Annotated in this window: 22 protein-coding genes, 1 tRNA gene and 1 other RNA gene; 13 read left to right on the top strand and 11 right to left on the bottom strand. The window is 69.0% G+C overall.

Annotated elements, in window-relative coordinates:
• Nucleotides 1–26 precede the first annotated feature (26 nt).
• Nucleotides 27–800 (top strand): hypothetical protein, encoded by a 774-nt coding sequence (locus tag ACFXP5_RS02475; protein WP_394526707.1) that lies wholly within the window; start codon nucleotides 27–29, stop codon nucleotides 798–800.
• A 169-nt stretch (nucleotides 801–969) separates the two neighbouring features.
• Nucleotides 970–1473, top strand: a complete 504-nt coding sequence (locus ACFXP5_RS02470) for a DUF3145 domain-containing protein (protein WP_394543369.1) — start codon at nucleotides 970–972, stop codon at nucleotides 1471–1473.
• A gap of 144 nt (nucleotides 1474–1617) precedes the next feature.
• Here the strand turns inward: ACFXP5_RS02470 and ACFXP5_RS02465 are convergent, their stop codons facing one another.
• The 6 genes from ACFXP5_RS02465 to aceE form a co-directional block, all read right to left on the bottom strand.
• The gene (locus ACFXP5_RS02465) at nucleotides 1618–2856 is read right to left on the bottom strand and encodes a beta-ketoacyl-[acyl-carrier-protein] synthase family protein (protein WP_394543368.1); all 1239 of its coding nucleotides are present in this window, start codon (nucleotides 2854–2856) and stop codon (nucleotides 1618–1620) included.
• A 54-nt stretch (nucleotides 2857–2910) separates the two neighbouring features.
• A complete protein-coding gene (locus ACFXP5_RS02460; RefSeq protein ID WP_394526702.1) occupies nucleotides 2911–3159 on the bottom strand; it encodes an acyl carrier protein in 249 nt (82 codons plus the stop codon).
• Between the two features lie 68 nt (nucleotides 3160–3227).
• Nucleotides 3228–4229: a beta-ketoacyl-ACP synthase III gene (locus ACFXP5_RS02455; RefSeq protein ID WP_394526700.1), complete on the bottom strand. Its 1002-nt coding sequence runs from the start codon at nucleotides 4227–4229 to the stop codon at nucleotides 3228–3230.
• The gene (locus tag ACFXP5_RS02450) at nucleotides 4226–5146 is read right to left on the bottom strand and encodes an ACP S-malonyltransferase (RefSeq protein ID WP_394543366.1); all 921 of its coding nucleotides are present in this window, start codon (nucleotides 5144–5146) and stop codon (nucleotides 4226–4228) included. The genes ACFXP5_RS02455 and ACFXP5_RS02450 overlap by 4 nt, the downstream gene beginning before the upstream one ends.
• Nucleotides 5147–5230: 84 nt before the next feature.
• Nucleotides 5231–6454, bottom strand: coding sequence for a PucR family transcriptional regulator (locus tag ACFXP5_RS02445; RefSeq protein ID WP_394526696.1), 1224 nt, complete (start codon nucleotides 6452–6454; stop codon nucleotides 5231–5233).
• Nucleotides 6455–6461: 7 nt separating this feature from the next.
• Complete coding sequence (aceE, locus tag ACFXP5_RS02440; RefSeq protein WP_394543364.1) at nucleotides 6462–9188, bottom strand: pyruvate dehydrogenase (acetyl-transferring), homodimeric type; 2727 nt, start codon at nucleotides 9186–9188, stop codon at nucleotides 6462–6464.
• Between the two features lie 220 nt (nucleotides 9189–9408).
• On the opposite strand from aceE, the gene ACFXP5_RS02435 reads away from it, so the two are divergent.
• Nucleotides 9409–9481, top strand: a tRNA-Val gene (locus ACFXP5_RS02435).
• A 2-nt stretch (nucleotides 9482–9483) separates the two neighbouring features.
• Here the strand turns inward: ACFXP5_RS02435 and ACFXP5_RS02430 are convergent.
• Together ACFXP5_RS02430 and ACFXP5_RS02425 are read right to left on the bottom strand one after the other, a co-directional pair.
• Complete coding sequence (locus ACFXP5_RS02430) at nucleotides 9484–10062, bottom strand: carboxymuconolactone decarboxylase family protein (protein ID WP_394543363.1); 579 nt, start codon at nucleotides 10060–10062, stop codon at nucleotides 9484–9486.
• Between the two features lie 42 nt (nucleotides 10063–10104).
• A complete protein-coding gene (locus ACFXP5_RS02425) occupies nucleotides 10105–10233 on the bottom strand; it encodes a hypothetical protein (RefSeq protein ID WP_394526692.1) in 129 nt (42 codons plus the stop codon).
• 70 nt (nucleotides 10234–10303) lie between these two features.
• On the opposite strand from ACFXP5_RS02425, the gene ACFXP5_RS02420 reads away from it, so the two are divergent.
• From ACFXP5_RS02420 to rnpB, 3 genes are all read left to right on the top strand, one after another.
• Nucleotides 10304–11038, top strand: coding sequence for a zinc ribbon domain-containing protein (locus ACFXP5_RS02420; RefSeq protein WP_394543362.1), 735 nt, complete (start codon nucleotides 10304–10306; stop codon nucleotides 11036–11038).
• Between the two features lie 3 nt (nucleotides 11039–11041).
• On the top strand, nucleotides 11042–12760 hold the full coding sequence (locus ACFXP5_RS02415; RefSeq protein ID WP_394544166.1) for a bifunctional 3'-5' exonuclease/DNA polymerase: 1719 nt from the start codon (nucleotides 11042–11044) through the stop codon (nucleotides 12758–12760).
• A 27-nt stretch (nucleotides 12761–12787) separates the two neighbouring features.
• Nucleotides 12788–13148, top strand: an RNA gene (gene rnpB, locus ACFXP5_RS02410) — RNase P RNA component class A.
• Nucleotides 13149–13162: 14 nt separating this feature from the next.
• Here rnpB and ppgK read toward each other — a convergent pair.
• Nucleotides 13163–13972: a polyphosphate--glucose phosphotransferase gene (ppgK, locus tag ACFXP5_RS02405; protein ID WP_394543361.1), complete on the bottom strand. Its 810-nt coding sequence runs from the start codon at nucleotides 13970–13972 to the stop codon at nucleotides 13163–13165.
• 100 nt (nucleotides 13973–14072) lie between these two features.
• Here ppgK and ACFXP5_RS02400 point away from each other — a divergent pair, with 100 nt between their 5' ends.
• The 5 genes from ACFXP5_RS02400 (at nucleotide 14073) to ACFXP5_RS02380 (ending at nucleotide 19305) form a co-directional block, all read left to right on the top strand.
• Nucleotides 14073–14282, top strand: coding sequence for an SPOR domain-containing protein (locus ACFXP5_RS02400; RefSeq protein ID WP_394526680.1), 210 nt, complete (start codon nucleotides 14073–14075; stop codon nucleotides 14280–14282).
• A 25-nt stretch (nucleotides 14283–14307) separates the two neighbouring features.
• On the top strand, nucleotides 14308–15648 hold the full coding sequence (gene glnA / locus ACFXP5_RS02395) for a type I glutamate--ammonia ligase (protein WP_394526678.1): 1341 nt from the start codon (nucleotides 14308–14310) through the stop codon (nucleotides 15646–15648).
• Between the two features lie 13 nt (nucleotides 15649–15661).
• Complete coding sequence (locus tag ACFXP5_RS02390; protein ID WP_394543360.1) at nucleotides 15662–18655, top strand: bifunctional [glutamine synthetase] adenylyltransferase/[glutamine synthetase]-adenylyl-L-tyrosine phosphorylase; 2994 nt, start codon at nucleotides 15662–15664, stop codon at nucleotides 18653–18655.
• A gap of 95 nt (nucleotides 18656–18750) precedes the next feature.
• Entirely contained in the window at nucleotides 18751–18897 is a 147-nt protein-coding gene (locus ACFXP5_RS02385; RefSeq protein WP_394526675.1) for a hypothetical protein, read from the top strand.
• Between the two features lie 114 nt (nucleotides 18898–19011).
• A complete protein-coding gene (locus ACFXP5_RS02380) occupies nucleotides 19012–19305 on the top strand; it encodes a putative antibiotic biosynthesis monooxygenase (RefSeq protein ID WP_394543359.1) in 294 nt (97 codons plus the stop codon).
• A gap of 86 nt (nucleotides 19306–19391) precedes the next feature.
• On the opposite strand, the gene glnA (ACFXP5_RS02375) is transcribed toward ACFXP5_RS02380, so the two are convergent.
• On the bottom strand, nucleotides 19392–20816 hold the full coding sequence (gene glnA, locus ACFXP5_RS02375) for a type I glutamate--ammonia ligase (RefSeq protein ID WP_394526656.1): 1425 nt from the start codon (nucleotides 20814–20816) through the stop codon (nucleotides 19392–19394).
• A gap of 131 nt (nucleotides 20817–20947) precedes the next feature.
• On the opposite strand from glnA (ACFXP5_RS02375), the gene ACFXP5_RS02370 reads away from it, so the two are divergent.
• A complete protein-coding gene (locus ACFXP5_RS02370; protein WP_394526654.1) occupies nucleotides 20948–21373 on the top strand; it encodes an RDD family protein in 426 nt (141 codons plus the stop codon).
• A gap of 25 nt (nucleotides 21374–21398) precedes the next feature.
• On the opposite strand, the gene ACFXP5_RS02365 is transcribed toward ACFXP5_RS02370, so the two are convergent.
• Nucleotides 21399–22109, bottom strand: coding sequence for a DUF4191 domain-containing protein (locus tag ACFXP5_RS02365; RefSeq protein WP_394526653.1), 711 nt, complete (start codon nucleotides 22107–22109; stop codon nucleotides 21399–21401).
• Between the two features lie 115 nt (nucleotides 22110–22224).
• On the opposite strand from ACFXP5_RS02365, the gene ACFXP5_RS02360 reads away from it, so the two are divergent.
• On the top strand, nucleotides 22225–23523 hold the full coding sequence (locus ACFXP5_RS02360) for a hypothetical protein (RefSeq protein WP_394543358.1): 1299 nt from the start codon (nucleotides 22225–22227) through the stop codon (nucleotides 23521–23523).
• Nucleotides 23524–23532 lie beyond the last annotated feature (9 nt).

Genomic DNA, 23532 nt, shown 5'->3' with positions numbered 1-23532 from the left:
CCCCTACGGAAGGCATGACTCACCTCATGGGTTACATCAAATCCGCCGCGCTCGAAGAGACCGGCTACGTCGTCCTGGATCGATACAACAAAGAGATCGACCCCAAGGAGTACCTCGACATCGAATATGTCGACTGGAAATCCTCGGGTGACACGCGCTTCGCCCCCCTCGCCTCGCGCGACGGAGAGATCGAGTGCGCCGGGTTCTGGAGCGGCAAGAACCCCCGCACCGACAAGGACGGCATCTGGATCGACTCGCAGACCGCGATCGCTCCCACCCTGACGGAGCGCGCCATGGAGCCCGGCGCCAACGTCGGTCGCTGCCGCATCATCGAGCTGCAGCCCAACACGTACGCCGACTGCCTGTACAACCTGCACCAGGACGACAACAACCGTCTGAACCCGGACGGCACCGGCTGGGTCGTCCGCGGCTTCTTCAACCTCACCGACGACAAGGACAGCTACTTCGTCCTGCGTGAGAACCGCACCGACCCGAGCATGGAGACGCGCATCGCGCTGCCTGCCGGCGCGCAGCTGATCGTGGACACGCAGCGCCTGTGGCACGCCGCCACCCACCCGGGCAATGACCCGCGCTACTGCCTCATCACGTCGTGGACCTCGGGCCCCGAACTCGACGCGTACATCGCGAAGTACAACGGCGTGAACCGGGTCGAGAGCTACCCCGTTCCGCAGGATCAGCTCGACGCAGGGCAAGCCGAGCAGACCCGTCGCCTCGCCGCTCGCGCGGCCGCCCTCGCCGCTCGCGGCCAGGCCGAGCAGGCGGTCATGAGCGAGGCGTAACACCTGCTCTCACGATGGCCCCGGTCGGGATCGGCCGGGGCCATCGTCGCGTCCGGAATCACACGCTTGTGATTACCGACGCCGTCAGGCGATAATGGCGGGAGAACAACCGAATATGCCGGTTTCCGGTCAGGTCGTAGGGGAAGACGTACCTGACAAAGGAGAAACCATGGCGACTGCGTCCTCGCGCGGAGTGATCTACATCCACTCCGCGCCCCGTGCGTTGTGCCCCCACCTCGAGTGGGCCGTCGGTCGAGCTCTCGGCCGTGCGGTGAACTTCGAGTGGGTGGAGCAACCGGTCCTTGCCGGTGCCCGCCGCGCGGAGTTCTACTGGGAAGGCCCCGTCGGTTCGGGCGCCGCCCTCGCCAGCGCGATCCGCGGCTGGGAACACCTGCGTTTCGAAGTGAGCGAAGACCCCACGCCGCGCAGCGACGGTGGCCGGTGGATGCACACACCCGGTCTCGGCATCCACTATGCGCAGACGGATGCTGCCGGCAATGTCGTCATCGGCGAGGACCGGTTGCGTTACGCCATGGACATCGCCGCCGGCGATGCGCAGGAGCTGCAGCGCGAACTCGAAGTCGCGTTGGGCGCCGCGTGGGACGAGGAGCTGGAGCCGTTCCGTCACGCGAGTGACGAGACCACGGTCGTCTGGCTGCACAAGGTGGGCTGACGCGCCCACCTTGTCAGAACTCAGGCGATGCGAGGCGCGACTACCGGACGCCGGTGACAGGTCCTGGTGCTGCGAAAGCGAATCGCACCCCTGATACGAAAAGATGCCCCGACGGTCGCCGTCGGGGCATCTTCACGAGCGGGGTCAATCCACGGCGAAAGCGACGACGGCGTTGTGGCCGCCGAAGCCGAAGGAGTTGCTGATCGCCAGCTGCGCGCCGTCACCGAGCGGGGTGGCTTCGCCGGAGAGGCGGAACGGCACCGCCGGGTCTTGCTCCGTCAGGTTGATCGTGGGGGGCGCGACGCGGTCGCGGAGCGCCAGGATCGTGAAGATCGCCTCGAGCGCTCCGGTGCCGCCGAGAAGGTGCCCGGTGGAGGCCTTCGTCGCAGACACCGGGATCTCATCCACGCGCTCACCGAAGACGGTGCGCAGCGCGGTGTACTCGTTCGGGTCGCCGACCGGGGTCGAGGTGGCGTGGGCGTTGATGTGCGTCACGTCATCGGGAGAAGCATCCGCCATCTCCAGCGTGGCGCGCACCGCGCGAGCAGCCCCCGTGCCCTCGGGGTCGTTCGCGGTGATGTGGTACGAATCCGCGGTCACGGCGCCTCCGACGACCGTGGCGTAGATCTTCGCCCCGCGCGCCTTGGCGTGCTCTTCGGTCTCGAGGATGAGCACGGCCGCGCCCTCGCCCATGACGAAGCCGTCGCGGTCGATGCTGGCCGGGCGTGAAGCAGTGCCGGGGGAGTCGTTGCGCCGGGAGAGGGCCTGCATCGAGGCGAACGAGGCGATCGTGATCGGGTGCACGGCGGACTCGGTGCCGCCCGCGATCACGACGTCGGCGAGCCCGTCCTGCAGGTGCTCGACGGCGTTGACGATCGACTCGGTGCTCGACGCGCACGCCGAGGCGACCGTGCGGGCGAAGGCGCGCGCCCCGAAGTGCAGCGAGAGGTTGCCCGCTGCGGCATTGGGCATGAGCATCGGCACGGTCATGGGCATGACGCGCCGAGGGCCCTTCTCGCGGAGCGTGTCCCACGCGTCGAGCAGGGTCCAGACGCCACCGATGCCGGTGGCGAAATCGACGCCGAGCCGATCGGGGTCGACGTCGGGGCTACCGGCGTCGGCCCACGCCTCGAGGGCCGCGACGAGAGCGAACTGGGATGAGGGGTCGAGCCGCTTCGCGATCGGGCGATCGAGCACCGTCTCGGGTCGCACCAGCGCCTCCGCCGCGAACGTGACGGGAAGCTGGTACTTCTCGACCCAGTCGTGCTCCAACGTGCGCGCACCGGAGGCGCCGCCGAGGAGGGCGGACCAGCTGTCCGGGGCGGTGCCGCCGATGGGCGACGACGCACCGATACCGGTGACGACGATGCGTGGGGTGCTCATGCGTTGTGGATCCTCAGGGTGTTGGTGGGGGCCCACAGGCCCCCACCGCGGCTACTACGCCTGGTTGGACGTGATGTAGGTGACGGCGTCGCCGACGGTCTTCAGGTTCTTGACCTCGTCGTCGGGAATGGTGACGCCGAACTTCTCCTCGGCGTTGACGACGATCGTCATCATCGAGATGGAATCGATGTCGAGGTCGTCGGTGAACGACTTCTCCATAGCCACCTCGTCGGCCGAGATCCCGGTCTCGTCCGTGATGAGCTCGGCGAGTCCTGCGAGGACCTCGTCGGTGGTGAATGCCATGGTGTCTCCTGTTCTGGGGGTACGGGGCCCGGCGGGCCTCGTTCAGTCTAGAGTTCGCGGCGCCCCGGCTACGGGAGCACCACGACCTGCGCGCCGAAGACCAGACCGGCGCCGAAGCCGATCTGCAGCACGAGGCCGCCGCTGATCTCGGGGTGTTCTTCGAGCAGGCGGTGGGTGGCGAGGGGGATCGAGGCGGCCGAGGTGTTGCCGGTCGTCTCGATGTCGCGGCCGATCACGACGGTGTCGGGCAGACCGAGCTGCTTGGCGAACTCGTCGATGATGCGCATGTTGGCCTGGTGGGGCACGAAGGCGGCGAGATCGGATGCTTCGACCCCGGCCGCTTCGAGCGCCTGGCGGGCGACCTTGACCATCTCCCACACGGCCCACCGGAAGACGGTCGGACCCTCCTGACGCAGGGTCGGCCACGGCGCGACACCGTCGCGGAACTCCACCAGGGTGTGGTTCATACCCACCGCGTCGGCCTTCGAGCCATCAGAGCCCCAGATGGTGGGTCCGATGCCGGGAGTGTCGCTCGGTCCGATGACGACGGCACCTGCGCCGTCACCGAGGAGGAAAGAGATGCTGCGGTCGGTGGGATCGACGATGTCGCTGAGCTTCTCGGCGCCAATGACCACCGCGTAGCGGGCGAGCCCGCCCCGGATGAGGGCGTCGGCCTGGGCGACCCCGTACGCGAAGCCGGCGCAGGCCGCGTTCACGTCGTACGCCGCTGCAGGGTTCGCACCCACCCGGTCGGCGACGATCGCAGACACGGAGGGCGTTTGGCGGGGGTTGCTCACAGTGGCGACGATGACCGCCCCGATCTCGGCTGGATCGACGCCCGAACGCTCGATCGCCTCGGCGGCGGCCGTCGTCGCGAGATCGATGGCCGTGGTCGCAGCTTCCGCGCGAACGCGGGTGACGATACCGGTGCGCTGGCGGATCCACTCGTCGCTCGAGTCGATCGGGCCGACGAGGTCGTCGTTGGGAACGACCCGCTCGCCGCGGGCGGCTCCGTACGCGTAGATGCGCGTGTGAGCCACGCCCTGGGGTTGGCGGAGAGTGGCGGTCACGCGGCAGCTTCTTTCAGCAGGGCCGCGGCAGCGGCCAGGTCATCGGGGGTCTTGACGGCCACGGCGGGCGTGCCGCGCAGCCCGCGCTTCGCGAGCCCCGTGAGGGTGCCGGCGGGCGCGAATTCGATGATGCCCGTCACCCCGTGCTCGGCGAAGGAGGCCATCGTGCGGTCCCACCGGACGGGCGACGCCACCTGCTCCACGAGCAGGTCGAGCGCGTTGCGTCCGGAGGTGATCGTGGAGCCGTCCGAGTTCGTCCACAGCGTCAGCTCGGGATCGGCCGGAGACAGCTCGGCCGCGGCGTCGCGCAGGGCTTCGACCGCGGGTTCCATGAAACGCGTGTGGAAGGCACCCGCGACGGGAAGCGGGATGACCCGGGTTCCGGCGACGGGGGTGTCGGCGAGCTCGGCGAGGGCGGGGAGCGTACCGGCCGCGACGATCTGTCCGGCTCCGTTGTAGTTGGCGGGAGTGAGATCCAGTGTCGCGAGCCGCTCCAGCACCGCGGTTTCGTCTCCGCCGATCACGGCGTTCATCCCGGTCTGCGTCAGAGCGGCAGCATCCGCCATGGCCCGTCCGCGAACGCCGACCAGCCGCATCCCCTCCGTGGGGGTGAGCACGCCTGCGGCGACGAGAGCAGCGACCTCGCCGACGGAATGACCGGCGACACCGGCCGGGCGGGTCGCTGCCAGCTCCAGCAGCGCCGACCACGAGATCAGACTCGCCGCCACGATCAGCGGTTGGGCGACGCGGGTGTCACGGATGCGGTCGGCGTCCCACTCGGTGCCCGCGGCGATGAGGTCGACCTGGGCGTCGTCGGAGTAGGCCGCGAGGCGCTCTCGGACGCCGTCGAGCTCGAGCCACGGGGCGAGGAACCCGGGTGTCTGAGAACCCTGCCCGGGGAAGGCGGCGATGATCACTGGTCAATCCTGTCAATCAGCATGGGGGGAGTTGGGAGGAGACTCACACAAGAATGCCGGGATGCTTTGTCGCATCCCGACAGGTCACGGGGTGTGTCGCCGTAACGTGGTCGGCCGACGCCGCGTTGCGTCGGTGCCGATCGAGCCGAGGATCAGAGCGGTCTGCAGGATGAGAGCTTCGCGGGGACCGGTCGCATCCCACCCGATGACCTCGGATACGCGCTTGAGGCGGTAACGCACGGTGTTGGGGTGCACGAACAGCTCGCGCGCGGTCGCCTCGAGGGAGCGGCCGTTGTCGAGGTAGCTCCAGAGCGTCGCGACGAGGTCGGGGCTGTGCGCCTGCAGCGGGCGATAGATGCGCTCCACCAGCGTCTGCTTCGCCACGGCGTCGCCCGCGAGTGCCCGCTCGGGCAGTAGGTCGTCGGCTTCGACGGGGCGCGGTGCGTGCCGCCAGGCGCGGGCCACGGCGAATCCGGCCAAGGCCGCCCGAGCGCTCTGGCTCGCGTCGACCAGCGCGGGCACGGTCGGACCGAGCACGAGGTGTCCGTCGCCGAAGCCCGGCTCGAGCCGGCGGGCGATCTCGCCGAAAGGCAGCTCGACCATCGGCTCCTCGCCGCGACCGGGCAGCTGCGCGCGTCCGATCACCAGCACCAGGCGCGAACCCTGCACGCCGATGAGCACGTCGATCCCCAGTTTGCGGGCGGTGCGGCGCACCTGATCGACGTCGAGCTGCGGGGGAGTCGTTCCCACCAGCACGGCGACCTCGCCGTGACCGTGCCACCCCAGCGCGGCGATCCGGCTGGGGAGTTCCTCGTCGGTCTCGCCCGTGAGGATCGAATCGACCACGAGCGCCTCGAGTCGGGCATCCCACAGCCCGCGGGCCTCCGCAGCCCGGGCGTAGACGTCGGCTGCGGCGAAGGCCACCTCACGCGAGTAGAGCAGGATCGCGTCGCGGATGCTTTCGTCGCGCCCCGCCACGCGCTCCTCGGTCACCTCGACCGTGACCCGCACGAGCTGCAGCGTCTGCTGCAGGCTCACACTGCGCAGCAGCTCGCGGGGAGCGGCGGCGAAGACGTCGGCGGCGATCCACGGGGTCGAGGTCGGGTCTTCGTACCAGGAGATGAACGACGTGATGCCCGCCTGCGCGACCAGGCCCACGGCCGAGCGTCGCGCCGGCGGCATCTCGGCGTACCACGGCAGCGATTCCTCGAGCCGGTTGAGGGTCGCCGTCGCCAAGTCGCCCGAGATCCGCCGCAACCAAGCGAGGGTCTCGGCCTTCGCGGCCGGGTCGGTGCTGCCTCGGGTCACAGCCCGATCAGCTCTCGCCGCCCGCGTTGCCGGTCGTGCCGGCGGTCACATCGTTCAGGCGGTACTTCTCGATCGCCTGAGCGGCGAGGCCGCGATCGACCGCACCCTCTTGCGCGAGCGCCTGCAGCGCCCGTACCACGACCGACGGTCCGTCGATCTTGAAGAAGCGTCGCGCGGCGGCGCGGGTGTCGGAGAAGCCGAAGCCGTCCGCACCGAGAGTGCTGAAGTTGTGCTGCACCCACGGACGGATCTGGTCCTGCACGGCGTGCATGAAGTCGCTCACCGCGATGACCGGACCGGGCGCACCGGCCAGCTTCTTGGTGATGTAGGCCTCGCGCGGCTCCTCGTCGGGGTGCAGGAAGTTGTGCTCGTCGACGGCCAGGCCGTCACGACGCAACTCGCTCCACGACGTGACCGACCAGACATCGGATGCGACGCCCCAGTCGTCCTTGAGCAGACGCTGGGCCTCCAGCGCCCACGGCACTCCCACTCCCGACGCGAGCAGCTGGGCGCGCGGCGCGTCGCCCTCGCCGGTGGAGATGCGGTGGATGCCTCGGACGATACCGTCGACGTCGACATCCGCCGGCTCGGCGGGCTGCACGTACGGCTCGTTGTAGACCGTGATGTAGTACATGACGTTCGGGTCGGGGTGGTTCCCGCCGTACATGCGCTCGATGCCGGAGCGCACGATGTGCGCGATCTCGTACCCGAAGGCGGGGTCGTACGACACCGTCGCGGGGTTGGTCGACGCCAGCAACGGCGAGTGTCCGTCGGCGTGCTGCAGGCCCTCGCCCGTGAGCGTGGTGCGGCCGGCGGTCGCGCCGATGACGAAACCGCGCGACATCTGGTCGCCCGCCGCCCACTGGGCGTCGCCGGTGCGCTGGAAGCCGAACATCGAGTAGAAGACGTAGACCGGGATGAGCGGCTCGCCGTGCGTGGAGTACGACGTGCCGGCCGCGGTGAACGCCGCCACGGCGCCCGCCTCGTTGATGCCCACGTGGATGATCTGCCCCTGCGGGCTCTCCTTGTAGGCCAGCAGCAGCTCGCGGTCGACGGAGGTGTAGTGCTGCCCGTTCGGGTTGTAGATCTTCGCGGTGGGGAAATAAGCATCCATACCGAAGGTGCGTGCCTCGTCGGGGATGATCGGCACGATGCGGTGGCCGAAGTCCTTCACCCGCAGCAGGTCCTTCAGCAGACGCACGAACGCCATGGTCGTGGCGACCTCCTGCGTGCCCGATCCCTTCTTCGGCAGCGCGTAGGCCGCGTCGCCGGGGAGTTCGAGGCCCACGTGGGTCGTGCGACGCTCGGGGAGGAAACCTCCGAGCGCCCGACGGCGCTCGAGCAGGTACTGGATGGTCTCGTCCTGGGGGCCGGGGTTGTAGTACGGCGGCAGGTACGGGTTCTCTTCGAGCTGCGCGTTGCTGATCGGGATGTGCATGACATCGCGGAACGCCTTGAGGTCGTCCAGCGTCATCTTCTTCATCTGGTGGGTCGCGTTGCGGCCCTCGAAGTGCGACCCCAGGCCGTAGCCCTTGATGGTCTTGGCGATGATGACCGTCGGCTGGCCCTTGTGCTCCTGCGCGGCCTTGAACGCCGCGTAGACCTTGCGGTAGTCGTGACCGCCGCGCTTGAGGTTCCAGATCTGGTCGTCGCTGTAGTCCTTCACGAGCGCTGCGGCGCGCTCGTCGCGGCCGAAGAAGTTCTCCCGGACGTAGGCGCCGTTCTCGGCCTTGTACGTCTGGTAGTCGCCATCGGGGGTGACGTTCATGAGGTTGAGCAGAGCACCGTCGGTGTCGCGCTTGAGCAGTTCGTCCCACTCGCGGCCCCACACGACCTTGATGACGTTCCAGCCGGCGCCACGGAAGAAGCTCTCGAGCTCCTGGATGATCTTGCCGTTGCCGCGCACCGGGCCATCGAGGCGCTGGAGGTTCGCGTTGATGACGAACGTCAGGTTGTCGAGACCCTCGTTCGCGGCGACCTGCAGCTGTCCGCGGCTTTCGACCTCGTCCATCTCACCGTCGCCGAGGAAGGCCCAGACGTGGGAGTCGGCGACGTCCTTGATGCCGCGGTTGGTCAGGTACTTGTTGCTCATCGCCTGGTAGATGGCGTTGATCGGGCCGAGACCCATCGACACCGTCGGGAACTGCCAGAACTCCGGCATGAGGCGCGGGTGGGGGTAGGAGGGGATGCCGTTGGGTGCAGCGGACTTCTCCTGGCGGAAGCCGTCGAGCTGCGCCTCGGTGAGCCGACCCTCGAGGAACGCGCGGGCGTAGGTGCCGGGCGACGCGTGCCCCTGGATGAAGATCTGGTCGCCGCCGTTGGGCGCGTCCTGACCGCGGAAGAAGTGGTTGAACCCGACTTCGTAGAGCGAGGCCGAGGAGGCATAGGTCGAGATGTGACCGCCGACGCCGATACCGGGCCGCTGCGCGCGGTGCACGGTCACGGCGGCGTTCCACCGGATCCACGCCCGGTAGCGTCGTTCGACTTCTTCGTCGCCGGGGAACTCGGGCTCGTTCTCGGGAGCGATCGTGTTGATGTAGTCGGTGGTCGGCACCATCGGCACGCCGAGGTGGAGGTCCTTCGACTCGCGCAGCAGGCTGAGCATGATCTCGCGCCCGCGCTGCGGGCCCTTGGCCTGCACGAGCTGCTGGAGCGACTCCTGCCACTCGGACGTCTCGTCGGGATCGCTGTCCTGCGGGCCCTGCGAGTACGGATCCTGGTCGTGAACAGTCACAGAAGACCTTTCTTCGGCTGGCAGATCATGCCAGACAATCACCATGGGGGCGCGGATCGCTTTGTTCGCTCCGCACAACACACCGTCCACCAGCCTAGCGAGTCGGCGGCTCGCCGGACGATCACGACGGATGCTGCCACGCCGATCGCTCGGGATCGAGACATCGCGAGCAGGCCCGCTCATCGATCGTGGCGACGTTGCCTTCTAGAATGATCGGCGAGGGCCTTTAGCTCAGCTGGTAGAGCGCCACGTTTACACCGTGGATGTCGTCGGTTCGATCCCGGCAGGGCCCACATCACGTGCGCGGTCGTGAACCGATCAGCGCTTCACGGAGTGCGGGACTGATCCCCGGCACCTCATCGATGGGCACAGCGAGGGCGCGCAGCGCCCGGCTCAGATAGTTGCGTGCTGCAGCGGCGAGGGTGATGTCGACGATCTGCCGGTCGTCGAAGCCGTTGTCGCGCAGCTCCTGCGTGTCCGCGTCGGTCATCGTCTCGGGGCGGGTCGAGAGGCTCTCGGCGTAGCGCACGACGGCGGCGTCCTGAGCGGGCAGCGAGGAATCGTCCCCGCGTGCGACCTGAGCGAGGGTCTGCTCGTCGAGCACGTCGGCTCGGAGCACGTTCCGGCCGTGGGCGAGCAGACAGTGCGGCGAGGGGATGGCGCGTGCGGCGCCGAGCGTCGCCAGTTCGTAGGTACGGAGCCCGATGGAGGGCACGATCGCCCGCAGGAGATTCTCGAAGGCCGCGTGCGCCTCCGGGTTGATGGCCAGAGCCGCGGTGTGCGCGAAGACGAACCCGTCCTCGGCGACGTCGTCGGCATACATCTGGGCGGCGTGCCCCGTGACCTCACCGGGCACGGGAGTGATGACGATCATGTCGGCCTCATCGCCGGTGATCCGGTCCTGCCCCGAGAAGGGTCAGGACCCCTTCATGAGGTTGTCGAGATCAGCCTCGAGTTCGATCGGCGCCAACCCATCGGTGGCTTCATCATCGTTGGGGTCTTCGTCCTCGGAAACCGGGGCCGGGTCGTCGTTGTATCGCGTCATGGGAGAAGGCTACTCACGCACCGACACCAGCGCACCTGCCCGCCGCGCAGGCGACGGGTAGGTTGGGAACGTGAAAGCCGCCCCTGCCGACCAGCGCCGCCTGCTCGATCTCGCCGAGCTCGATGCCCGCATCCGGCGGGCTGAGCACGCTCAGTCCCACCCGCCTCAGGCCCTCCGTGTGAAAGAGCTGCTGTCCCAGCGCGTCACCCTCTCGCAGGAACTCTCCCGACGAGCCGGTGCACGCGACGACCTCAAGCTCGAACTCTCCCGGATCGAATCCGACGTGGCCGTGGTCGAGGCGCGCAGCGCCCGAGACGCGCAGCGCCTCGCAGCATCCTCCAACTCGAAGGAGGCGCAGGGGCTCGAGAGCGAGCTGGCTTCCTTGGCGCGCCGCACCTCCGACCTGGAAGACGCCGAGTTGGTCGTCATGGAGCGGCTGGAGGCGGCCGAGGCCGCCGTCACTGAGCAGGAAGCCATCGTCGCGGCGACGAACGAGGAGGGCACGCGCCTGAGTGCCGAAGCGAAGGAAGCCGTCACGGCTGCTCAGCACGACCTCTCGAACGCGCAGCGTGACCGCGCGGCGGTGGCCGGCGACATCGCTCCCGCCCTGGTCGCGCTCTACGACCGGCTCGGCACGCGGGGAAACGCCGCCGGGTTGCTGCGCCGCGGCACGTGCGAGGCCTGCCACATGGTCCTTTCGGGCACCGACATGAACAGTGTGCGTTCGGCCCCCGACGACGACGTGATCTTCTGCCCCGAGTGCGGCGCGATCCTCGTGCGCACCGACGAGTCGGGCATCTGGTGACCGCTGTCTGAGGTCGCCCCGCACTGGGTCGTTGTCGGTCGCGCCCCGGGCGCGGTGGTTCTGACCGCGCTGGACGCGGCAGGAACCGTGCTCTCGACGCGGGGCGTGAGCGACGCCGGCCTGCCCGCGCACGTCGCCGCTCTCGAAGCGGCGGGGGCGGTGCGGTGGGTGTGGAACGACACCCCTGCCTGGTACCCGGCGCTCCTGGCGGCGGGCGTACGCGTCGAGCGCTGTCACGACCTGCGCCTCGTGCACACCGTGCTCCGCGATGCCGTCTCTGTCGGCGATGACCACGGCCTGCGAACGGTGACCGCCTGGGAGGCGCCCGGGAGCGAGGGACCGGATGCTGCGCCCGCCCTGTTCGACCTCGAGGGCGAGCGTGGCGGCCCGCCCAGTACTTCCGACGAAGTGCTGGTGGAGTTCGAGCGGCAGCGCGGCGCCATCGCCGCGTCGAGCGACCCGGCCCGGATGCGTCTGCTCGCCGCGGCGGAATCGGCCGGTGCCCTCGTCGCCGCCGAACTGCGGGCGGCAGGGCTGCCCTGGGACGCCGACGCGCACGATCGCATCCTCGCGGAGACCCTCGGCGCCCGGCCCACGTCGGGTGCCCTGCCCTCACATGTCGCGTCGAAAGCATCCGAGGTCCGTGCCGCGCTCGGTGATCCGACCGCGAGCCTCGATTCCCAGCCCAAGCTGCTGCGAGCTCTGCACCGGGTGGGGGTCGTGGTGGAGAGCACGAGCCGCTGGGAGCTCGCGCGTCACGAACATCCGGTGGTCGCGCCCTTGATCGAGTACAAGCGCATGATGCGACTGCTCACGGCCAACGGGTGGCACTGGCTCGACGAATGGATCCACGACGACCGCTTCCGGCCGGTGTACGTGCCCGCAGGCGTCGTCACCGGTCGGTGGGCCTCGTCGGGCGGGGGCGCCCTGCAGATTCCGCGGCAGCTGCGTGCGGCGGTGCGCGCCGACGAGGGCTGGACCCTGGTGGTCGCCGACGTCGCCCAGCTGGAGCCGCGGGTGCTCGCCGCGATGTCGCGCGACGAGGCCCTCGCCGACGCCGCGCGCGGAGCCGACCTCTACGGCGCGATCGCCGAGCGTGGCGGGCTCGAGGGCCGCGAGAAGGCCAAGCTCGCCCTCCTCGGGGCGATGTACGGGGCCACCTCCGGCGAAAGCGGCCGGCTGGTGCCGCGGCTGCGCCGCGCCTACCCGCGGGCGATGGGCCTCGTCGACGACGCCGCGCGGGTGGGGGAGGACGGCGGCGTGGTCTCGACCTGGCTGGGGCGCACCTCACCGCCGCCGTCGGAGGCCTGGCGACGCGCTCAGTCGGAGGCCAGCGGTATCGGGACCACGGAGGCCGAGACGGCTCAGGCTCGCCGCTCCGCGCGCGACCGCGGCCGCTTCACTCGCAACTTCGTCGTGCAGGGGACGGCCGCGGAATGGGCCCTCGCGTGGCTCGCCGATCTGCGCAACCGCCTGATCGCGCTGCCCGAGGTCGCCCCCGCGCAGGCCGCCGCCGCGTCCGGGCCGGTCTTCGGGCGCCGCGCCCACCTCGCGTTCTTCCTCCACGACGAGGTCATCGTCCACGCACCCGCCGAGCAGGCGCCGGCGGTGGCCGAAGCGATCGCTCTGGCTGCAGCATCCGCCGGCGCACTGCTGTTCGGCAGCTTCCCGGTGGACTTCCGTCTCGACGTGCGCATCACCGACAGCGCGGGAAAGGCCTGAACCGCCTCGGTAGAGTGGGGAGGCGAATGGGTCGGCCGGACGGTCGCGTGGCGGGTAACCGCACCGAGGAACGTCCGGGCTCCACAGGGCAGGATGGTGGGTAACACCCACCCGGAGTGATCCGCGAGACAGTGCCACAGAGAGCAGACCGCCGGGACGCGAGTTCCGGTAAGGGTGAAAGGGTGGTGTAAGAGACCACCGGGGTCGCGGTGACGCGACCTGCAAGGTAAACCTCGTCCGGAGCAAGGTCAGACAGGGGATGTTGACGCGGCCCGCCGAGTCCCCGGGTAGACCGCTGGAGTGGCACGGCAACGTGTCGCCGAGAGAGATGACCGTCGAAGGGGCTCACGCCCCGGAACAGAACCCGGCGTACAGGCCGGCCCATTCGCCCCGCTCGACCGCCTAAGCGGTGACGGCGGAGACCGCTTCGGGCACCGAGACCGCGAGCGAGGCCGCGCCGATGATGCCCGCGTTGTTGCGGTGCACGGCCGGCACGATGGGGGTCTTCAGCGACAGGAAGCCCAAGAACTCGTCGGCGTGCTTCGACACGCCGCCGCCGACCACGAACAGGTCGGGGCTGAAGAGGAACTCGACGTAGTCGTAGTACCACTGCAGGCGCTTGGCCCACTTCTCCCAGCTCAGCTCTTCGCGTTCCATCGCGGAGTACGCGGCGTAGCCCTCGGCGTCGCGCTTGTGCTCGGCGCGCTGCAGGTGGCCGAGCTCGCTGTTGGGAATCAACACACCGTCGTAGATCATGGCGGAACCGATTCCGGTTCCGAGGGTCGTGAGGATCACGAGGCCGTCGACACCCTTCGCCGCGCCGTAGCGCACCTCGGCGATACCGGCGACGTCGGCGTCGTTGGCGAAGTGGATGCTGCGGCCGAGGCCGTCCTCGAAGAACTTCTCCGCTTCGAACCCGATCCACGACTGCGAGACGTTCGCCGCCGACAGCGTGCGCCCGTTCTTCACGATCGCGGGGAAGGCGACGCCGAGGGGAACATCGTCGTCATCGGCGACGCCGAGCTTCTCGAGCACGGTCATGACCGCGGTCAGCACGTCCTTCGGTTCGGCACCCGGAGGGGTGGGAACCTTGATGCGGTCGCTGAGGAGCTCTCCGGCTTCCAGATCGACGATGCCGGCCTTGATGCCCGTTCCGCCGATGTCCACTCCGACTGCGCGCGACTTCGCTGATGCCGACTTCGTTGATGCCATAGTCACACCCTACCCAGCGCGCAGCGCCCGATCAGTAGGATCGACAGTGGCCTTCACCAGTTGAGCGGCCACCGTGTGTCACCCGCGAGGAGGAGCCCCCGTGACCGAAGACGACCCGAAGTACTGGTACAACCTGAACACCGGGCAGGTGGAGCACGGTCTCGTGTCGCCGATGGCGAATCGCGCGGGTCCCTTCGACACCGCGGAAGAGGCGGCGAACGCTCCAGCCCTCATGCGCGAGCGCAACCGCGAGTGGGACGACGAGGACAAGCGCGAGAAGAACTGGGGCGCCGACGGCGCCCAGAGCTGATTTCGGACCGCGAGCGAGGGAAACCATGGACAAGCAGAGAGACTTCGTACTGCGCACGATCGAGGAGCGCGGCGTCAAGTTCGTGCGCCTGTGGTTCACCGATGTGATCGGCACCCTGAAGTCGGTCGCGATCGCGCCGGCCGAGGTCGAGGGCGCTTTCGCGGAGGGCCTCGGATTCGACGGTTCCGCGATCGAGGGCCTCACCCGCTCCTACGAGTCGGACCTGCTCGCACACCCCGACCCCACCACCTTCCAGGTGCTCCCGTGGCGGGGTGAGATCGACCCGACCGCGCGCATGTTCTGCGACATCACCACGCCCGACGGTCAGGCGGCGGTCGCCGACCCGCGGCACGTGCTCAAGCGCACCCTCGCGAAGGCGGCGGATGCGGGCTTCACGTTCTACACGCACCCCGAGATCGAGTTCTACCTGCTCAAGTCGTCGGCCCTCGGCCCGGACGGGCGACCCGAGCCGGTCGATTCGGCGGGGTACTTCGACAACGTGCCAGGCGGCACGGCGCACGACTTCCGTCGTCGTTCAGTGCGGATGCTGGAAGACCTCGGTATCTCCGTGGAATTCAGCCACCACGAGGGCGGCCCCGGTCAGAACGAGATCGATCTGCGTTACGCGGACGCCCTGACGATGGCCGACAACATCATGACCTTCCGCACGGTCATCAAAGAGGTGGCGATCGAGCAGGGCGTGTACGCCACGTTCATGCCGAAGCCGCTCAGCGGTCAGCCCGGTAGCGGCATGCACACGCACATGTCGCTGTTCGAGGGGGACTCGAACGCATTCTTCGAAGAGGGCGCCGAGTATTCGCTCTCGAAGGTCGGCCGGCACTTCATCGCCGGACTGCTGCGACACGCCAACGAGATCTCGGCCGTGACCAACCAGTTCGTCAACTCGTACAAGCGCCTCTGGGGCGGAGACGAAGCCCCGAGCTTCATCTGCTGGGGTCACAACAACCGCTCCGCCCTCGTGCGGGTGCCGATGTACAAGCCCAACAAGAGCAACTCCTCGCGCATCGAATACCGCGCGCTCGACTCGGCCGCCAACCCCTACCTCTCCTACGCGCTCATGCTGGCCGCCGGCCTCAAGGGCATCGAAGAGGAGTACGAGCTGCCCGCCGAGGCCGAGGACAACGTGTGGTCGCTGAGCGACGCGGAGCGCCGCGCGCTCGGGTACGCGCCGCTTCCCGCGAGCCTCGATCAGGCTCTCGAGTACATGGAGGACTCCGAGCTCGTCGCGGAGACGCTGGGCGAGCAGGTCTTCAACTACGTGCTGCTCAACAAGCGCCGGGAGTGGCAGGAATACCGTGCGCAGGTGACGCCGTTCGAGTTGAAGAGCAACCTCGAGATGCTCTGACTTTGCACCGGCCATGATCTCGAGCGACCGGTCCACGCGCCTCACCACGCTGGCGCGGAACGGATTCGCCCGGCTCGCCGAGGCCGACGCTCTTCTCGACGAACTCACCGCCCTGATCGGCATACCGCAGGAGGCGTTGGCCGATGCCGCCTCGGGAGTCGCCGACCCCGATGAGGCCCTGTCGGCCCTCGTGCGCATCGCCCGGCGCGACGCCGACGCGGTGCGGCAGATGTCGCCGGATGCTGCCGGGTGGGGCGCGCTGTGGAACCTCGTCGGCGCCTCCTCCGGGTTCGGCGAGTTCTACCTCCGGCGTCCCGGTGAACTCGCGCAGCTGGTCGGTGCCGGCAGATCCCTGCCCTCCGCCGAGGAGATGCGGGAACGCCTGCTCGCGGCCGTCGCTGCCGTGGACGGCTTCGCCGAGGTCGCGGGAGAGGACGGGTGGGTCGCGCTGCGCGCCGCCTACCGCAGCATCCTGGCCCGCATCGCGGCGTACGACCTCGCGCAGAGCGAGCCTGCCGACGTCGTCGACCAGGTATCGGCGCGACTCGCGGACGCCGCCGGCGCGGCGCTGGAGGCCTCCTTGGCCGTCGCCCGCACGGGCGTGTCGAACGGTACCGGCGCGGGCAGCTTTCCGCGCGCCGAGGTCGCGGCGACCTCGCTCGCCATCATCGGGATGGGCAAGGCGGGCGCGCGCGAGCTCAACTACGTGAGCGACGTCGACGTCATCTTCGTCGGCGGCACACGCGACGAAACGGTCGTGTCCGAGACCCGCGCGGTCGACATCGCGACCCGGCTCGCCATCCAGACCATGCGAGGGGTCTCGGGCGCTGAGATCGAGCCGGGGCTCTGGGAAGTGGATCCGAACCTGCGCCCCGAGGGCAAGCAAGGCGCTCTCGTGCGCACCCTCGATTCCCACCTGTCGTACTACGAGCGCTGGGCGAAGAGCTGGGAGTTCCAGGCGCTGTTGAAAGCGCGACCTCTCGCCGGCGACGAGGATCTCGGCGCCCGCTACGTCACGGCCGTGCAGGCCAAGGTGTGGACGAGCGCGGCGCGGGAGAACTTCGTTGACAGCGTGCAGCGGATGCGCGAGCGCGTCACCGACCACATCCCCTCCGACGAGATCGCCCGCCAGGTGAAGCTCGGGCCCGGGGGACTCCGCGACATCGAGTTCACGGTGCAGCTGCTGCAGCTCGTGCACGGTCTGAGCGACGACCGCATCCGCCAGCGCGGCACGCTCGCGGCCCTCGACGCCCTCGTCGCCGAGGGCTACATCGGGCGCACCGACGCGACCGCGTTCGCGCGCGACTACCGGGTGCTGCGCCTGCTCGAGCACCGCTTGCAGTTGCGCGCTTTGAGGCGCACCCACCTCATGCCCGTGAAGCCCGACGAGCTGCGCGTGCTCGCGCGGGCGACCCGGCTCGCTGAAACCGGAGCGGGCGTGCAGGAGCGGTGGGAAGCGACGAAGCGCGAAGTCCGCGACATCCACGTTCGCTTGTTCTACCGGCCGCTGCTGTCTGCCGTGGCGGCGCTTCCCGAGGCCGAGCGGCTGCTGTCTCCCGAGCAGGCGTACGACCGACTGGCGGCGATCGGGTTCCGCGACGCGAAGGGCGCGCTGCGCCACATCGCCGCCCTCACCACGGGGCTGAGCCGCAAAGCATCCATTCAACGTCACCTCATGCCCGTGATGCTGCGCTGGTTCGCCGACGGTGTCGACCCCGATTACGGTCTGCTCGCGTTCCGCCGGATCAGCGAGCGACTGGGCAACACCCCGTGGTTCCTGCGGATGCTGCGCGATTCCTCGGCAGCCGCGGAAAGTCTCACCCGCGTGCTCTCGGGGTCGCGGTACATCGGCGAGCTCATGGAGTGGATCCCGGAGTCGGCCGCGTGGCTCGACGACGACGCGCTGCTTCGACCGCGCAGCGGCATCGCCCTGCAGGAGGAGGCTCGGGCGATCCGCACCCGTCACGCCTCCGTCGAAGACGCGATGCGAGCGGTGCGGGCGCTGCGGCGGCGCGAGATGCTGCGCACGGCCATGGCCGGCGTGCTCGGCGTCATCACGATCGAAGACCTCGCCCAGGCGCTGACCACGATCACCGAGGTGTCGATCCAAGCGACCCTCCGGGCGGTCTGGCCCGACATCGTGCCCCCGGAAGACGACGACCTCGACTTCGCGGTGATCGCGATGGGGCGCTTCGGCGGCGCGGAACTCGGCTTCGGATCGGACGCCGACGTCATGTACGTCTACCGGGCCAACGGCGTGCCCGCCCAGCGGGCGCACGAGCTCTCGGTGAAGCTCGTCGCCGCCCTCCGTCAGCACTCCGAGGATCACCGCCTGCCGCTCGATCTCGACGCGGGCTTGCGCCCCGAGGGGCGGAACGGCCCGATCGCCCGCTCGCTGGAGGCGTACACCGAGTACTACCGGCGCTGGTCGCTCTCGTGGGAGGCGCAGGCCCTGCTCCGCGCGCGGGGCATCGCCGGCAGCGTCAAGCTGCAGAAGGCGTTCTTCGAGATGGCGGATGCTGTGCGCTACCCGCGCGCGATCGACACGCAGGGCGTGCGCGAGATCAAGCGCATCAAAGCGCGCGTGGAGAGCGAGCGGCTGCCGCAGGGGGTCGATCCGGCGCGCCACCTCAAGCTCGGGCCGGGCTCGCTCAGCGACGTCGAGTGGCTGGTGCAGATGATCCAGCTGCAGCACGCGCACGACGTTCCGGGGCTGCGGACGACGTCGACCCTCGGCGCTCTCGAGGCCGCGCGCGCGGCCGGCCTGATCGGCGACACCGAAGCCGAACGGCTCGTCGAGGCGTGGCGACTGTCGAGCCGGCTGCGCTCCGCGAACACGCTGCTGTCGGGGCAGACGAGCGACGTGCTGCCCACCGACCGCTGGCGCCTCGACGGGATCGGGCGGATCCTCGAGTACCCACCGCACTCGGCGACGCGCATCGAGGAGGAATACCTCGGCACGACACGTCGGTCCCGCCGGGTGTTCGAGCGGCTCTTCTACGGCTGAGGAGCGCCTGGCACACTCGCGTGCTCGACGCCAGCCCCTCACCTCGAGCGCTCGAAAGGCGTTTGCTGGAGGCATCCACTCTCGAGGAGGCACCCGTGGCTGAAAACACCCCTGACGACAAGTCCACCGACGGCACCCACCAGCCGGACGCCGCCGGCAGCGGCAGCACCGGAGCGGGCTCCGAGTCGCCCGAAGAGGGCGCGGCGGCCATGGACGCCGCCGAAGACGCCGTCGAGAACTGACGCCCGACGGCGAACGACGAAACCCCCCGAGGTGACTCGGGGGGTTTCGTCTCGTTGCGGCGGCTTCACTCCCGGGACCGGATAGCGTTCTCTAGGAACGAAAGCTGGTGCACCGTGGAAGAAGAGGGCAAACCTCTCGCAGCCGACGAGATCGACGCTCACCATCACCGGCCCCCGGCCATCGCCTCGGTGCATGTACGCGCGCTCATCACGTGGTTCGCGATCTTCCCGATGGTGGCGATCGGCATGATGGTGATGGGACTTTTCGCCCAGGACTGGCACCCCGTGCTTCGTGCCCTGGTTCTCACGGCCGTCGTCGTCCCGACCGCCGTGTACGTCGCCGTGCCCCGCCTCTTGATGATCTACAACCGCTTGCACAGCGCACGTCAACAGCGCACGCGCGCCTGATCCCCGACGGGGAAACAACGAGCCCCGGCCCTCTCTAGCCCCTTGAGGGACCAGGAGGAGCCGGGGCTCACCTGTTTGCGCGCGGGTCAGACGCCGAAGTACAGCTCGTACTCGAAGGGGTGCGGACGCTGGGCCATCGGCTGGATCTCGTTCTCGATCTTGTAGTCGATCCAGGTCTCGATGAGCTCGGGCGTGAAGACCCCGCCCGCGAGCAGGAACTCGTGGTCGGCGCGCAGCGCCTCGAGCGAGTCGAGCAGCGAGTTCGGAACCTGCGGGATGTTCTTCGCCTCTTCGGCCGGGAGCTCGTAGAGGTCCTTGTCGACGGGCTCGTGCGGCTCGATGCGGTTCTTGATGCCGTCGATGCCCGCCATGAGCTGCGCCGCGAAAGCGAGGTACGGGTTGCCCGAAGCATCCGGAGCGCGGAACTCGATGCGCTTCGCCTTCGGGTTGGAGCCGGTGATCGGGATGCGGATCGCGGCCGAACGGTTACCGGCCGAGTAGACCAGGTTGACCGGAGCCTCGAAGCCCTTCACCAGACGGTGGTAGCTGTTGAGCGTCGGGTTGGTGAAGGCCAGCACCGCGGGCGCGTGGGCCAGCAGGCCGCCGATGTACCAGCGGGCGATGTCGGAGAGCCCGCCGTAGCCGGTCTCGTCGTAGAAGAGCGGCTTGCCGTCCTGCCAGAGCGACTGGTGGGTGTGCATGCCCGAACCGTTGTCACCGAAGAGCGGCTTCGGCATGAAGGTCGCGACCTTGCCCCACTGCTCGGCGGTGTTCTTGACGATGTACTTGAACTTCAAGATGTCGTCGGCCGAGTGCAGCATCGTGTCGAAGCGGTAGTTGATCTCCTGCTGACCGCCCGTGCCCACCTCGTGGTGCGAGCGCTCGAGCTCGAAGCCCGAGTCGATCAGCTTGAGGGTGATGTCGTCACGCAGGTCGGCCGTCTTGTCGACCGGGGAAACGGGGAAGTAGCCACCCTTGTACGGGGTCTTGTTGGCGAGGTTGCCGCCCTCTTCTTCACGGCCGGTGTTCCACGCTCCTTCTTCGGAGTCGACGGAGTAGAAGCTCGTGTTCTGCTTCACTTCGTAGCGCACGTCGTCGAAGATGTAGAACTCCGCCTCGGGGGCGAAGAACGCCGTGTCGGCGATGCCGGTGGAGGCGAGGTACTTCTCGGCCTTCTTGGCGACCTGGCGCGGGTCCTTGCCGTAGATCTCACCGTTGCGCGGGTTGTAGATGTCGAAGATCATGACGAGCGTCTTCGCCTCGCGGAACGGGTCGACGTACGCCGTCGTCACGTCGGGGATGAGCTGCATGTCGGACTCGTGGATGTTCGCGAATCCACGGATGGACGAGCCGTCGAACAGCTGGCCGACGGTGAAGAACTCCTCGTCGACAGTGGCTGCGGGAATGTTGAAGTGCTGCTGCACACCCGGGAGATCCGTGAAACGGATGTCGAGGAACTTGACGTCCTCGTCCTGGATGAACCGCAGAACCTCGGACGAATCTTTGAACATGAAGACTCCAGAGGTAGGGCATCGGGATCGCCGGCCGCCAGGGCTGACTCCTCGAACCTATCTCGACGGCATTGCCCGGCAGTATCTCCTATGTTTCCGGCGTGTTACGCGTGCCTGGTTACGCTGGAGAAGTGACCAGCCCTGCACCCGAATATCCCGGAGAACGCCTCGGACTCCCGAAGGAAGGCCCCGGATCGATCGGTCGGCTGGGCCGCCGGATCGCCGCTCTCGCGATCGACCTCGCTGCGGCGACCATCATCGGGTTCGCGTTCTTCTCGACGCCCGACCCTGTCACCGGGGTGCCGTTCGCCAACCCGATCGCGACCAACCTGATCTTCATCGCGATCCAGATCGTGTTCATCCCCACGATCGGCGGCAGCCCAGGCCACCGCCTGACCGGTATGCGTGTCGCCCTGCTGGGCGGCGGCTGGGTGGGACTGTGGCGGCCGCTGGTGCGCACCGCCCTGCTCGCCCTGATACTGCCGGCCGTCATCTGGGACGCCGACCAGCGGGGGCTCCACGACAAGGCCGCCGGTACGGTTCTGGTCCGCTCCTGAGGGGCGGATGCTGCGACTCGCGCGATCAGCGAGGCCGCGGCGCGCGGGCCTTCGAGGGGTCGATGCCCTTGGGAATGGGCAGCGAGGCGAGCGACTGGGACACCGAGTCGACGCGCTTGATGACCGCGGCCATCGTGGTGCGGTCGACCTTCTTCGGAAGTGCCTTGATGCGCGAGGCCAGGTTCTTGATGGGCACCTCGTCCTCGCCGTGTCCGACGTAGAGCACGGTGATGGGCACACCCGAGGCGACCCGCTGCACCTTCGAGCGCTCCTCATTCACGAGACGGGTGAGACGGCCTCGGGCGCCTTCGCCGATGATGACGACGCCGCCGCGGCCGATCGCACGGTAGACCGCTTCCTGGGTACGGGGGTTCACCCCGACGGGGATCTCGGAGGCCTGCCAGTTGCGCCCGAGAGAAGTCGACAGGACCTGACCGGCCGCGCCGGGCATGCCGTCGATCTTCACGTACATGGCCGTGGTCGACAGACGGGTCATCGTGATCATGGCCCCGAGCACACCGGCGAGGAGGCCGGTGACGCCCCAGAGGATGATGCTCCACACCGCGACCGGCGGGATCAGGAAGCCGATGAGCACACCGATGCCGATACCGGCGATGACGATGGCCGCCAGCACCCACGGCAACCAGCGATACGCGTCGCGGGTGAAGGTGAAGAGCGTGCGGAGCTGGGAGAAGAAGCCGGGGCGCTTCTCGGGGGCGGTACTACGTGCTGCCATGAGTCGATTCTAGCTTTGCAGCATCCGTTCCTCCCCAGCCCTGCCTGCCCGACCGGTTATCCCCAGCGCGAACATGCCCCGGAAGGGCGGCCGTCGGGGCGAGGAGCATCGATCCGTGCTCACCTCCTCCACGCCCGCCGCTTTCACCGTCTACCAGCCGATCCGCACCGTGGAGCCTCCCGACAGCCCGCTGCCGGGCACGCTCGCGCGCGGGCCCGACGGGCGCACCGTCATGCTGGTCGACCGTGACGCGGTGCTTTCCTGGTCGGGCTGGGGAGCGCACGAGGACGCCCATGTGCTGTCGCCGCTCGACGTCGTGCGGCGCAGCGACGGTCACGACGTCGTCGTGTCCGCGCTGAGCGAGCGCCTCGACCGCTTCCTGGCCCGCCGCGGGGATGCCGGCGCGCCCCTGTCGGGCGGGGAAGTGGTCACGCTCACGGTGAGCGTCATCCGTGGGCTTGCTGCGTCCGTGGTGCGAACGGCCGAGGAGACGGGGGAGTGGTGGCTGGCCGAGGACGGAAAACCCCTCCTCGTCGAAGGAGTCGGCGATCAGACGGCTCGGCGGGCGTCCGCCGAGGTGCTGCAGACGGTGGCCGAGAGCGCGCCGCGCACCCGGGTCGCGGCGACCCTGCTCGAACTCGGTGAGGCGATGACCGAGCGCGGCTTCGCCCGCGACGCGATCGAGTGGGAGGAACGACTGTTCGAGCTCGCCCCTCCCGAGGCACTGCTCACCCAGGTGCTGGGGCCGTTGCGTGCCCGCGCGGTGGCGGCGATCCCCGACGATGTCGACGCGGTCCGAGAACCCGGCCCCCGGCGCGGGTGGCAGAAGCTCGCCGCCCACGTCGACGTCGACCTCGCGGACGCAGCATCCGATGCCGTGACACGTGTGCTGCGCGCAGTGCGTGGCCTGCGTGCGGGTCGCGTCCGGCCCCTGCTCTGGGCGGCGGGACTCGCCCTCGTGGTGGTGGTCGGCGGACTGCTGTGGCCCTCGGCTGACGGTGAGACCCACGACGACACGATCGTCACCGCCGAGCGGTCGCCGGTGCCGACCGACGCGGCTGCGCACGCGCCGCCCGCCACGCCCTCCGCAACGGAGGCGCCCGCACCGCCCGCGGAGACCTCAACCGACCTGGCCGCTGTCACCGCTCAGCTCCTGACGCGGAGGACCGAGTGCACGGATGCTGCGTGCCAGGCGTCGGTGATGGAGGATCCCGCGCGGGAGCTACCGCCGGGAGTGGTGGATGCTGCCGCCGACGCCCGAACAGTGACCCTGCTCGACGATTTCGGTGGCGTGGTCGTGTTGCGGGTCGATGCGATCGACGGATCAGCCGCGATGCAACTCGTCACGATCGTGGAGACGACACAAGGATGGCGCATCCGCGACGTTCACGACGTGGCGGACGCGCCATCCTGAGGCACGTAC

Origin of the sequence: Microbacterium hanjuni (assembly GCF_043556395.1) — a bacterium.
In the GTDB taxonomy this organism is placed as follows: Bacteria; Actinomycetota; Actinomycetes; order Actinomycetales; family Microbacteriaceae; genus Microbacterium.
Note: the sequence above shows the minus strand (reverse complement) of the source record. Positions and strands in the feature narration are given on the sequence as shown.